The organism is Mucilaginibacter limnophilus, assembly GCF_004005815.1.
GTDB classification, from domain to species: Bacteria; Bacteroidota; Bacteroidia; order Sphingobacteriales; family Sphingobacteriaceae; genus Mucilaginibacter; species Mucilaginibacter limnophilus.
The window spans coordinates 984,859-997,067 of record NZ_SACK01000002.1 but is presented as its reverse complement, the minus strand read 5'-3'; the positions used below and the strand labels follow the sequence as shown (position 1 = coordinate 997,067).

Annotated in this window: 14 protein-coding genes; 6 read left to right on the top strand and 8 right to left on the bottom strand. The window is 51.9% G+C overall.

Going from position 1 to position 12,209, the window contains the following annotated elements:
* The first annotated feature begins 48 nt into the window (after positions 1-48).
* Entirely contained in the window at positions 49-336 is a 288-nt protein-coding gene (locus tag EOD41_RS08990) for a hypothetical protein (RefSeq protein ID WP_127704439.1), read from the top strand.
* Positions 337-502: 166 nt separating this feature from the next.
* Here the strand turns inward: EOD41_RS08990 and EOD41_RS08985 are convergent, their stop codons facing one another.
* The 6 genes from EOD41_RS08985 to EOD41_RS08960 all read right to left on the bottom strand — a co-directional run bounded on the left by EOD41_RS08985 (position 503) and on the right by EOD41_RS08960 (position 3,400).
* On the bottom strand, positions 503-715 hold the full coding sequence (locus EOD41_RS08985; protein WP_127704438.1) for a hypothetical protein: 213 nt from the start codon (positions 713-715) through the stop codon (positions 503-505).
* A gap of 55 nt (positions 716-770) precedes the next feature.
* Complete coding sequence (locus EOD41_RS08980) at positions 771-1,757, bottom strand: type II toxin-antitoxin system HipA family toxin (RefSeq protein ID WP_127704437.1); 987 nt, start codon at positions 1,755-1,757, stop codon at positions 771-773.
* Positions 1,754-2,083 (bottom strand): HipA N-terminal domain-containing protein, encoded by a 330-nt coding sequence (locus EOD41_RS08975; protein ID WP_127704436.1) that lies wholly within the window; start codon positions 2,081-2,083, stop codon positions 1,754-1,756. The genes EOD41_RS08980 and EOD41_RS08975 overlap by 4 nt, the downstream gene beginning before the upstream one ends.
* Complete coding sequence (locus tag EOD41_RS08970; RefSeq protein ID WP_240663287.1) at positions 2,080-2,274, bottom strand: helix-turn-helix domain-containing protein; 195 nt, start codon at positions 2,272-2,274, stop codon at positions 2,080-2,082. The genes EOD41_RS08975 and EOD41_RS08970 overlap by 4 nt, the downstream gene beginning before the upstream one ends.
* 237 nt (positions 2,275-2,511) lie before the next feature.
* Complete coding sequence (locus EOD41_RS08965; protein ID WP_205780507.1) at positions 2,512-2,943, bottom strand: GDSL-type esterase/lipase family protein; 432 nt, start codon at positions 2,941-2,943, stop codon at positions 2,512-2,514.
* A 217-nt stretch (positions 2,944-3,160) separates the two neighbouring features.
* Entirely contained in the window at positions 3,161-3,400 is a 240-nt protein-coding gene (locus tag EOD41_RS08960; RefSeq protein ID WP_127704434.1) for a hypothetical protein, read from the bottom strand.
* Between the two features lie 38 nt (positions 3,401-3,438).
* Here EOD41_RS08960 and EOD41_RS08955 point away from each other — a divergent pair, with 38 nt between their 5' ends.
* Positions 3,439-5,466, top strand: a complete 2,028-nt coding sequence (locus EOD41_RS08955) for an HRDC domain-containing protein (RefSeq protein WP_127704433.1) — start codon at positions 3,439-3,441, stop codon at positions 5,464-5,466.
* A gap of 6 nt (positions 5,467-5,472) precedes the next feature.
* Here the strand turns inward: EOD41_RS08955 and EOD41_RS08950 are convergent, their stop codons facing one another.
* Positions 5,473-6,084: a trimeric intracellular cation channel family protein gene (locus EOD41_RS08950; RefSeq protein ID WP_127704432.1), complete on the bottom strand. Its 612-nt coding sequence runs from the start codon at positions 6,082-6,084 to the stop codon at positions 5,473-5,475.
* A gap of 103 nt (positions 6,085-6,187) precedes the next feature.
* Between EOD41_RS08950 and EOD41_RS08945 the strand changes: the two genes are divergently transcribed.
* Positions 6,188-6,382 (top strand): hypothetical protein, encoded by a 195-nt coding sequence (locus EOD41_RS08945; protein WP_127704431.1) that lies wholly within the window; start codon positions 6,188-6,190, stop codon positions 6,380-6,382.
* Positions 6,383-6,441: 59 nt separating this feature from the next.
* On the opposite strand, the gene EOD41_RS08940 is transcribed toward EOD41_RS08945, so the two are convergent.
* Positions 6,442-6,690: a DUF1810 domain-containing protein gene (locus tag EOD41_RS08940; RefSeq protein WP_127704430.1), complete on the bottom strand. Its 249-nt coding sequence runs from the start codon at positions 6,688-6,690 to the stop codon at positions 6,442-6,444.
* Positions 6,691-6,807: 117 nt separating this feature from the next.
* On the opposite strand from EOD41_RS08940, the gene EOD41_RS08935 reads away from it, so the two are divergent.
* From EOD41_RS08935 to EOD41_RS08925, 3 genes are read left to right on the top strand one after another with little or no spacing between them, the layout of a single operon-like run.
* On the top strand, positions 6,808-7,524 hold the full coding sequence (locus tag EOD41_RS08935) for an ImuA family protein (RefSeq protein WP_127704429.1): 717 nt from the start codon (positions 6,808-6,810) through the stop codon (positions 7,522-7,524).
* Between the two features lie 3 nt (positions 7,525-7,527).
* Complete coding sequence (locus EOD41_RS08930; RefSeq protein ID WP_127704428.1) at positions 7,528-9,024, top strand: Y-family DNA polymerase; 1,497 nt, start codon at positions 7,528-7,530, stop codon at positions 9,022-9,024.
* A 14-nt stretch (positions 9,025-9,038) separates the two neighbouring features.
* Positions 9,039-12,200: an error-prone DNA polymerase gene (locus EOD41_RS08925; protein ID WP_127704427.1), complete on the top strand. Its 3,162-nt coding sequence runs from the start codon at positions 9,039-9,041 to the stop codon at positions 12,198-12,200.
* The last annotated feature ends 9 nt before the right edge of the window (positions 12,201-12,209 follow it).

Genomic DNA, 12,209 nt, shown 5'->3' with positions numbered 1-12,209 from the left:
GTAAATTGATTCCCATGCTGGTGTACCATGCTTAAAAAGCACAGCTGTATGATGATCTTCTCATCAAAGTTCAATCGCGGCACAGCCAAAGTTTGCGAAGACTTACTGTCTGCATTTTGCAGACGCGCGAAGATCTGCAGCTATTTTTTGTTGCTTGATGCAGCGCGTACTATCATCGTCTATGGCCCCACCGGCATGAGGCTGCATATCTTCAGCTTGGAAACTGGTGACTTCCTCCGGCAGGTCGGCGAACTGCATATCTTTGGTAAAGATCACGGAGAGTGGCTGGCTTTTCAAATGCAAGGCTGGAACGGCGGGAAGACTAATTTTCATTAATGCTCTACTTTGGTACGCGATATACCTTGGCTATCCGGCTATGGACATCACGGTGGATAACCCGCGTGAGCAGTTCCGTTTACCAGAGGCCAACTAACTGTAAGTTAGCTAAGCGGCAATTTCTTTATCAAATTTATTATACTTATCAGAGGAAAGATCTTCACCTTCATCCAACGAGTACCTTATTTTTCCCGGCATTTTTGTTTCTTCTGAATGTTTTTCTAATACTTGAATGTTTAGCACTAAGCTTCCCTCCCCAATTAACCGATTTATTTTCTTTATTGGCGCGAGCACCGTAATTTACCACATATACTTTGTTATCCTTCACTTCGTCATCACCTAGATATGAACCATCCGAATCATAAAAATCTGCAAGCATACGATCAGGCGTACTCCCATGCTGAAATTATCAAAGTAGTAAAACTATGTCTGGGCTAGGTCTTTTGTAATTGTTTCAGTCGCCACTGGTAGGATTGCCAATAACTCCTTTTGGTGGTATCATCCAGAAAGGAAGCAAAAGTAAACCGTTCTACTGCCTTATCCTGCGACAGCATCAATTTCAGGAGTTCATCAAATACTTTTTGAGAGATTCCTGCTTTTTTTGATAATATGCTGAATTGATGGCTTAATTTCCCGTGTGCAAGATTTTTGGGAAGCAGTCCCTCTTCGAGTGCAAAGTCATGGTCTTTAATATGTATCCGGCTGTTTAGCAGGTCATAGGCGGGACTAAGCCGATAATCACCCATGGGTGTTTCCAGCAAGGAAAAGTTTTTGAAATGCGCATCCCCATTGGAAAACAGGTAGTTGAAAAGGAGCAGCTTCAGCAACTTCGGCGCTTCCGGTTTATAGGCCGGAACGAACTTTTCCAACAGCTGAAAAAGTTCCAGGTAATTGCCTGCGTATTTATAGTGTTCGCCATGCGTTTGTGGTACTCTGCCTGCTAGCGAGGCAAAGTCGTCCTGTGCCAGCTTGCCGCCACCGGGTTGCACGTCGAAACGTTTGGTAATGTAAGCAGGCGCGCCGTTTTTGAAATAGATCAGCGCGTTCTCCGCCGTCTCGATATTATAAACCTGCCGTGCGATCTGCATGGTGAGGTGCTCGTTGGCCGGCATCTGGTCTTTCCGCCTTCCGACGTTCGGTATAGGCTTCAGGATATACGTACCGCGTTCCCCCTCGTTAATGAGCCTAAGCTTGTTTTTTTCCAGCAGCATCGAAAATTTTTCCTGCACACCCGAAATGGATATTCGCTTGCGGTTCTCCTCGAATAATTTATCGGTTTCGGCATCCGTCGCCGGGGAATCGTATGGTAGTATATGGCTGACCGCTTTGCCATTAAAAACGCGGGTGAGCGCTGTCCGGTTGTAAGTGTGGTAGCCATCAGCTAAGGTTCCTGGGCAATGATCTATTTGGGGTATGCTCATTTGTTTGCTATTCTACGCACGGTTATTGCGCCGATGGTGTCGTCTTTCGCGATAGTTACCAAAAGGCCGAAGGCATCATTCTGGTCAAGCCGGTTCATTTTACAAACGACCTGTTTATTTGAGCCTTCCGGCAGCATATTATAAAAGAAAGGAAATAGATAAGCGGAATGGTAGGCCTGTCGCCTTTTAGGCAAGGTAAGACTGATTGGCGGTTTGCCACCGTCATCGACCCAGCGAGGATTATAGATGAAATTAAATGAACCATCATCGAGTTGGCTTAAGATCCCGGCTTCCTCATCTTTAAAGAATACTTGCGCTGTTCTCATCGATTATCTGATCTGCTCTTTACTTTCAGGGTTATTTCCAGCCCCAATACATCAGTCAGCTTTTGCAGGTTATGAAGCGTAGGGTTTCCTTTGCCGCTCTCAAATTGCTTGATGGTACGCAAACCGACACTAGATAGCTCGGCCAGCGCTTCCTGGGTCACCTGCAGCGACTCTCTGCGTGCCTTAATCATATTTATTAATTCATCAAAGTGCACTATAATGCTCTATTTTATTCAAAAATAGTCATATGATTTCTTAAAAGCGAAATAAAGTGCATAATAAAGCACTTTCAGCTTGGCAAACAGATCTTAACTACTAATTGAATATATGCACCGTTGACTTGCGTTTTGTCGTTGTAGAAATAAACGGTTATTATCAAGATTTTCTATTGCGGTGAAAGCCGAATTTCCGTGAAGAAAGGAGCACCTTCATAATACCAACCTGATTACCGGCCAAACCTTGCCGGCAATGACTTTATAACCTTCCGCGTAGGAATGCAGGCCGTCCCGCATGTTCAGGTGCCCCTGACCGGCGACTCCTTCAAGAAAGAAGGGAACATAGGCCATGTGATTATTGTCAGCAAGCGTTTTGAAAATTCCGCGGAACGCCGATGCATGGGCTCCCGGGATAAATGCAGGCAGTTCCACGCCCATCAGTACCAGGCGCGCGTCAGGATTTTTTATTTTTACCTTGTCGATGATCAGTTGCAGGTTTTGTCCGGTTAACGCAGGCCGGATACCGCGCAGGGCATCATTGATGCCAAGTTCCAGCACAAATACATCGACAGGACGGTTCAGCCAGTAGTCGATTCTTGACACTCCCCCGCCTGATGTATCTCCGCTTAAACCGGCATTGACCACCTCGTAGTCAAAGTTTCCTTATGGAGCGTCTTTTGAATGAGAGCCGGGAAAGCTTCGGTTTTGACATCGGCAAGACCGAAGCCCTCGGTCAGACTGTCGCCGAAAAATAACATGTGCTTCATGTAAGGGTAACGGGCCGGACAGGGCTTTGTTTAAGCGACGTGCCTGTCTATTCTATCGATGAGTTATTTTATGCGTTAAACTATCACAAAGCCTCTTAGAAAGTAGGCACTCGGATATGCTGAAGATAAGGGCCGAGGCGGTCGGTTGACCGGAAAGCCGCCAGCATGGTGACCGCATTTAGTGCGTTATCATAATAGGCCTCAACATAAAAATTACACACGGCATAAAGCGCTATCGTATCGCTTTCCTCCCGCCTATCGGCCAGAAACTCGCCGTTTATCATCGCAATTTCTTTTTCTTTCGGACTGAGCGAGTTAAACTGATATAAGGTCATGCGCTGAAAATAAATATTTCTGTCTAACTCGAAGATTAATGTGGAAAAATTCACTAGATACTTTAAAACCGGCGCCTACTTTTGTATTGCAGATGAATAACCTCTTACTTGACCTGGCGCAGGCCTATACTGATACCACGAACACGATCGTTTTTTTGACTGGCAAAGCCGGAACAGGCAAGACGACCTTTCTACGGCAGCTCAGGCAGGAAACAAAAAAGAAACTGGTCATCGTTGCGCCAACCGGTATGGCGGCGATCAATGCCGGCGGCATGACCATCCACTCGCTTTTTCAGCTGCCTTTCGGGCCGTTGTTGCCGTGCAGTGAAGGCCCCGAGCTGCATTACAATCCGGAGAAACATGAGCTCCTGCAAAATATGGAACTGCTGGTCATGGATGAGATCAGTATGGTTCGACCTGATGTACTTGACCAACTTGATACCATCCTGCGCAGTCTCCGTGGCAACAACCACGCCTTCGGCGGGGTGCAGCTGTTAATGATCGGAGATCTGGCGCAGCTTAGCCCGATCATCCGCGACGAGGAATGGACCTTGCTCCGCTCCTATTATGCTACGCCGTATTTTTTCAGCAGCCTGGTGATGCGACGCAGCGCTTTTGTTCGTATCGAGCTGGAGAAAGTGTACAGGCAGAGCGACCCAGTTTTTGTAGATATCCTGAACGGCATACGTGATCAGTCGCTTACCGCCGCTCAGCTGGCGCAATTGAATACACGTTTCGTTCCGGGCTTTTTGTCAACCGAAGGTTTTATCACCCTGACCACGCATAACAGGATAGCACAGCAGATCAATACAGAGCTTTTGGAAGCTTTGACCGGTGAGCTTGTCGAATACAAAGCAATCCTCCGGGGCGAGTTTCCTGCTGATGGCTATCCTACCGAAGTGTCGTTACTGTTAAAGATTGGCGCGCAGGTCATGTTCGTCAAAAATGATAGCTCAGCAGAAAAGCGCTATTATAACGGCAAGATCGGGACGGTGACCAGCCTGGAAGCGGATACGGTGCATGTCCTGACGCCGGAGGGCCGGGAGATCGCGGTCCAGGCGCTGGAATGGAGTAATGTCAAATATGAAATGGCCGGCGAACAGGTGGCCGAAAGCAATGCCGGCAGCTTTGCGCAGATCCCGCTGCGGCTGGCCTGGGCCATCACCATCCACAAAAGCCAGGGTCTTACCTTTGAGAAAGCTATTATTGATGTCAGTGGCGCCTTTGCGCACGGGCAAGCTTATGTAGCGCTCAGCCGCTGCCGCTCACTGGAAGGGCTGGTGCTCCGCAGCCCGGTCAGCATGCAATATATTATCGGTGACCTGCAGGTCAAAAAGTTTAATGAAGAAGCCGTAAAACACCGTCCGGATGATACGACGCTGGCACAGCACCAGCTGGCCTATCGTCATTACCTGCTGAGTGAGCTTTTCAACTTCAGCGGATTGCGGGAAAACAGCAGTAAGCTGGAAAGCGTATTGCCGGGTATGGAAATGGATATCTTAGCGGTTGCGGCGAAAATGAATCCGGCAACTTATGACGATGAACGCATCCGAAAGGCGGCTGATTATTTCTATCAAAAACTCGAAGCGATCATTGCAAAATTGCATGAACAACTGCCAGGGCTTATCGGCACGTCAAAGGAACTCGCCGGTCGGGCAGATAAACTCCTCCGTTGGCTGATGACGCGCATCGTGTTACTGGACAACTTTCGTTCGGAACCCTTTACCACTGAAAAAATGCTTGCATTGCGCAGACAGGCTAAGCCGCCACTGGTGCATTCCTATCTTAAAGCGCTTAACGCGACGCCAAATGAAGCGCTGCTGGAGAAACTGCTGGAATGGCGCGACCGGACCGCGCAGCAGGAAGGCATACTGGCCGGCATGCTTTTTAGCGAACAAACCCTTGCCGCCATCGCTGCCAAGCTGCCTGCTTCATTGAAGAACCTCAGCGGCATTAAGGGAGTCGGCCCTGAAAAGACCAGTCGCTACGGCGCAGCCATCCTGACCCTGGTACGCGAATATGAACGTAAAAGCAGCGGCTCAGCCGATCAGGCCAGCTTGTTCTGATCAATCTTACAAAGGCGGCAACGTCCACTTGCGGCGGTAAGCGATGATCCGGATCAGTGAGATGGTGATGATGGCCGTTACCTCCGCGGTCTCCTCGCCGAAAGGTCGGATAAGTATGAGGTACAGCACACCGCCGGCGATACAGGCGGTCGCGTAGATCTCTTTCTGGAAAAGCGTCGGGATCTTGTTCAGCAGGATATCCCGCACTACGCCTCCAAAGCACCCGGTGATCGTGCCTAAAGCGACGCAAATACCGGGCGAAAGGTCGATGGCCAGCCCTTTGCGGATACCGACCACCGTGAACAGACCCAGGCCAAGGGCGTCAAAAAGAAGCAGTGTCTGGTGCAGGTTACCCATGTGCTTACGCAGCAGCAGGGTGATAGCGACCGTACCCAGTATGATCAGCAGCAGGTTGACATCCTTCATCCAGGCCACCGGCGTCGCGCCGATAAGCACATCGCGTACCGTACCGCCGCCCAGGGCCGTAATAAAGGCGATGATGGTGACGCCAAATACATCCAGCTTTTTTTCCAGCGCGGCGAACACGCCCGAAACAGTAAAAGCGATCGTTGCCAGCACTTCGATAACCAGCGAGAAAGCAGAAAGGGAGACGGTCATTTGCGCAAAGGTACAAAACGGGGAAAGAACTGGACACAGTTTCCCGTTTTAGGTAAGGGGACCAATAAAAATTTCTTAACAAATATTTAGGTGCAATACGGTTTTGATAATAAATGACAAGCCGGGTTTCCAAACTTTAAAAAGCGCCCGTATAGGGGCTTATGGCCTGTTTTTTGGCCTGTTTCGTTCAGTATTCACCTTTAAAACTATTATCATGATCGCGTTAATCATTAGCCTTGCCGCCCTGAACATCATCCTGATGACCGCCCGCAAATATGCGCCGCAGCATTATCAGTAAAAAGTTTTTATAACAGCAGTTCCAGCGTGGCCGGATCCCGTTTACCGTCATAATATTTTTCAGCACCTCGTCAAAGCCCGGCTGATTCCGGTCAGTCGTTTGCCCAGCACCGGGTGTGCAAGATAAGCTTTTGCTTGTTCCAGATTACGGATCGCGTAAAATTTGGACATATCGCTGGGACCAAGCCCGGCCACCTGCGGAAAAATATACCACATCCAATGTGTGCGCTTACGCCCCTTACGAATTTCCGCCAACGCGGTCGCATAGTTGTGCTGCTGGGCTTTGATAAACCGATCCAGATCATTCATAAATCCCCAACAGCCTGTACAGGTTATGGTTTGCCGGGGCAGGCAATTCAAAATTGTTTAAAGCTTTTTTTCATTTACTAATATTTTTAGCATTATGTTTGTAGTACTTATTCCGGCATGGAAACAAACAAACACATCATCAGCAAACTGCGGCAGGATCTCCTGAAATGGGAAGGGTACAAACCGCCGCAGAGCGGTCAGCGTGCGCAGCTTGGACTGGGACCGCTGGAAAGTGTTTTTCCCAACGGTGTATTTCCAAAAAGCAGCGTGCACGAACTGGTTTGCGCCAGCAGTGAGCAGGCCGCGGCTTCGGGCGGGCTGGTTTCGGGTATATTATCCGCATTGATGCCACCCGGCGGGGTCTGTGTCTGGATCGGCCGTGACCGGCGTTTGTTCGCCCCTGCCCTGTCTTCCTTTGGTATCGAACCGCACCAGGTGATCTTTATCAGCCTGATGAATGACAAGGATACCCTGTGGGTCATGGAAGAAGCATTAAAATGCCCGGGGCTTAGCGCCGTGGTCTGCGAACTGCGGGAGATGGATTTCCGGCAGTCACGGCGATTCCAGCTGGCTGTGGAACACAGCAGGGTCACCGGGTTTGTGCTGCGGAACGCAGGGAAACTGGGTTCAACTGCCTGTGCTGCACGCTGGCAGGTACGGTCCCTGCCCAGCGCTGACCTAGATGGATTACCAGGCCCGGGCTTTTTGCGCTGGCAGGTCGATCTGCTGAAGGTCCGGAACGGGCAGACAGGCAGCTGGGTTCTGGAATGGCAGGACGGGCGGTTCGTACCGGTAACAGAAATGGGTATTCAGGAAGAAAGGCAGGTGGGTTGAGCGATGCAAAAGCGTTTTATGGCGATCTGGTTCCGGCATTTACTGACGGACGGGCTGGCGCGGCGCCGGCCTGAACTGAGAGATGTGCCTTTTGTGCTCGCCGCTCCGCACAAGAACCGCATGGTCATTGTTGCGGCCAGTGATCTGGCCGAACGCGAAGGTGCCTTTTCCGGCATGGCGGTTGCCGATGCACGGGCCGCGACCAGCGACCTGGTGGTTATGGACGAAATACCCGGTCAGGCTGTTAAACTATTAAGGCTGCTGGGTCTGGGCTGTATCCGCTATACCCCCATCGTTTCCATAGACCTGCCTGATAAGCTAATCCTGGATATTACCGGCTGCGCGCATCTTTGGAGCGGCGAACGGGAATACCTGAGCACCATCGTATTGAAACTTCGTTCTTCAGGCTTTGATGCGCGGGCTGCGATTGCCGATACCATCGGTGCAGCCTGGGCCGTCGCTCAATTTGGGCAAAAGCGGCCTATCGTGACCTGCGGCGGCCAGGCAGCGGCGATTTCGCCTTTACCACTCGCAGCTTTACGACTGGAGCCTGAAGTACTGGACAGGCTACAGAAGTTGGGTTTCCGTAGCATCGGGCCCCTACTTCAATTGCCGTCATCTGTATTACGGCGGCGTTTCGGCCAGGGGTTATTATTGCGCATTGATCAGGCGCTCGGGCGCGTGGAAGAATACCGGGAAGCGTTGGTGCCGCCGGTGCCCTATAGTGAACGCCTCCCCTGCCTGGAACCCGTCCGTACGGCACCGGGTATTGAACTGGCCATGGAAAAACTATTGACCGCTTTATGTTCCCGGTTACAAACCGAAGGCACGGGCCTGCGCAAAGCTTTCCTGAAATGCCACCGTATCGACGGGCGTAAGCTACAGGTGGGTATTTCAACCACAAAAGGCTCCCACAGCGTTTCCCACCTGATGCGCTTATTTCAATTACAGGTCAGCAAGATCGAACCCGCCCTGGGCATTGAACTGTTCGTGCTTGAGGCAACCCGGGTCGAACCCATGGAGACCGTGCAGGAACAGCTCTGGGCGGAGGCAAAGGGTCTGGGCGATACCTCCCTGACCGAACTGCTGGACCGGATCTCAGGGCGCGTCGGGGCGCAGGCCATCCGGCGTTTCCTGCCCGCTGAACATTACTGGCCGGAACGTTCGGTAAGGCTGGCCACTTCATTGGATGAACAACCCGGGACTGCCTGGCCGCAGGTCATGCGGCCGATACGGTTATTACCGGCGCCGGAACCCATCGAGGTGATGGCGCTGGTTCCGGATCACCCGCCAAAAGTATTTGTCCATAAGGGTAAACGGCATACGGTCATTAAAGCGGATGGCCCTGAACGCATCGGTCGCGAATGGTGGCAGGACAGTGGTGAACACCGGGACTATTACCTGGTCGAAGATGATCTCGGACAGCGCTACTGGGTATTTCGCTCAGGCCACTATGACGGCAACGATACGCGCTGGTATTTGCATGGTTATTTTGCTTAAACAGTCAACGTCTTATGCAGTATTCAGAACTTCAGGTTACTTCAAACTTCAGCTTTTTGCGCGGCGGCTCGCACCCGGAAGAACTCGTGGGACAGGCGGCCGCTTTAGGCTACTCAGCCATCGCCATTACCGACCGGAATTCACTTGCGGGCATCGTCCGGGCACACATGGCAGCAAAAAAAGCCGGCATCCGGTTCATACCGGCCTGCCGCCTGGATTTAATGGACGGTGCCAGTTTACTGGCTTACCCAACAGATCATGCTGCCTATGCACGTTTGTCCGCTTTGCTCACGCTGGGTAATCTCAGGACAGAGAAAGGCAAGTGCGAGCTGTATAAAAAAGATGTTTACACCCATGCCGAGGGCATATTATTAGTTGCAGTGCCTCCCGAAAAGCTGACTACACGTTTTGAGCTGGATCCCGGATTTATCAGTGATTTGGCGGAATATAAAAAACAGTTCGGCAGATCCCTTTTTATGGCCGCCTCCTTTAATTACCAGGGACAGGACGCCAAGCGGCTGTTCCGCTTAGCAGAGACCGGCGTTCCCCTGGTAGCGACAGGTGATGTCTATTACCATCTTTCTGAACGCCGGGAGTTACAGGATGTGCTGACCTGTATCCGCGAGAAATGCACCATCCATACGGCAGGGTTTAAGCTGCATCCCAATGCCGAAAGGTTCTTAAAGCCTATAGAGGAAGTGTACCGGCTGTTCCGGTCTTACCCGGACGCGTTGGAGCGTTCGCTGTTTATTGCAGATTCCTGTACGTTTTCATTGGACGAATTAACATATCTCGAACCGGAAGAAAAACTGGTGGATGGCCTGACTGCCCAGCAGCGGCTGGAAAGACTGACCTGGGAAGGCGCAAAAAAATATTTCGGTGACCCGGTACCCGAAAAGCACCGGAAACAGATCGTCTTTGAACTGCAATTTATTGAGGGGCGTAAACTGGCCTGGTACTTTTTACGTGTTCATCGTTATACGCAGCAGGCTGAGGACTGGGGTATCCTGCACCAGGGCCGCGGTTCGGCGGCGAACTCCACTGTTTGTTTCTGTCTCGGTATCACCGCCGTAAATCCGGATAAATCCAGGCTGTTGTTTTCCCGCTTTATGTCCGAAGCGCGTGACGAATGGCCCGACATCGATGTGGACTTTGAGCATGAACGGCGTGAAGAGATCATCCAGTTCATTTACCATGATTACGGGCGTGACCGGGCCGCCATCGTCGCTACGGTGACGCAGGAACGGCACAAAGGCGCCATCCGGGATACAGGGAAAGCGATGGGCTTGTCCGAAGACACCATCAAACGCATCGGCGCTACCATCTGGGACTTTTCCGAGGAAGGCTTTGATGAAAAGCGGTTACGCGAACAGGGACTGAACCCTAATGACCCGCTGATTTATAAAGTCCTGCAGTTAACCAGCCAGCTGATCGGTTTTCCCCGGCAGCTGGGCCAGCATACCGGCGGCTTTGTGATCACCGAGGGCAGGCTATCCGATCTGTGCCCGGTCATGAACGCGCGCATGGAAGCCCGTACGCAGGTGGAATGGAACAAAGATGACCTCGAGGACCTCCGCATCCTGAAAGTAGATGTGCTGGGGCTGGGTATGCTGACCATGATCCGCAAAGCGTTTGACCTGGTGCTGCAGCATTATGGCGAGCAGTGGACGCTGGCAACCGTTCCGCAGGATGACCCCAAGGTTTATGATATGATCTGCCGGGCGGATACTATCGGCGTGTTCCAGATCGAAAGCCGTGCGCAGATGTCTATGCTGCCGCGCCTGAAACCCCGGGAGTTTTATGACCTGGTCATCGAAGTGGCCATTGTCCGGCCGGGGCCGATACAAGGCGATATGGTGCACCCCTACCTCCGGCGGCGCAACAAGGAAGAAGATCCTGACTACCCAAAACCTGAGTTAGAAAAAATCCTGAAAAGAACTTTAGGTGTGCCCTTGTTTCAGGAACAGGCTATGGAGATTGCCATTGTGGCGGCGGGGTTCACACCCGGAGAAGCCGACCAGTTGCGCCGCAGCATGGCCTCTTTTAAGGCCAACGGCAAGCTGCATATCTATGAAAAGAAGCTGGTCGAGGGCATGACAGCCCGTGGGTATGAGGAAGCCTTCGCTCGCCGGATATTCAAACAGCTGCAGGGCTTTGAGGGCTATGGCTTTCCGGAAAGTCATGCTGCCTCCTTCGCTTTGTTGGTGTACGTTTCTTCCTGGCTGAAGTGCCATTACCCGGATGTCTTCTGCGCGGCGCTGCTGAACAGCCAGCCCATGGGTTTTTACCAGCCGGCGCAGATCGTCCAGGACGCGGAGCGGCATGGCGTACTGGTTTTGCCGGTGGATGTCAACTACTCGGAATGGGATAACACGCTGGAACAAAAAGGCGGAAAATACTTCGCCGTACGGCTGGGTTTCCGGCAAGTGAAAGGCCTGCGGGAAGAGGATATGCTGACGCTGGTCACCCTGCGGGATGGCGGTTACCAGCACATCGACCAGTTGCGGGCGGCAGGGGTTGCGGAAGCTGCGCTGGAAAAACTGGCGGACGCGGATGCGTTCCGGTCCCTGGGCGCTGACCGGCGCATGGCGCTTTGGGAGATCTCGGCACTGGCAGACCGCCCTATTGGTCTGTTTGACGGGCAGGTATCAGAAACGGTTTTGGAAAATTCGGTGCCCCTGCCGCTGATGACGCGCGGCGAGCATGTCGTGCAGGATTACGTTTCGACCGGCCTGTCGCTGAAAGACCATCCCGTAGGTTTATTGCGCAGCCAGTTAACGCGTTTAGGAAACGTACGGGTGCGTGACCTGGAACACTACAAGGACGGCGATTTCGTGCGGCTGGCCGGGCTGATCACCGTGCGGCAACGGCCGGGAACGGCCAAAGGCGTTTTGTTCATGACGCTGGAAGATGAGACCGGCTCAGCAAACGTAGTGGTCTGGCAAGCTTTGTTTGATCGCTATAGAAAAGAAATTGTACAATCCAAGTTATTGATGGTCGCAGGTAAATTACAGGTCGCCAATGGCGTAAAACACCTGGTGGTACGACAATGTTTCAACCTGACGGCTTTGCTTAGCACCCTGACTACAGCAGCAGATCTGCCGCAGACCCTGACGCGCGGGGACGAGACGACCAAGCCGGCGGATGCCTTTCATAAGGGACGGAACTTTCACTGATTTATGAAC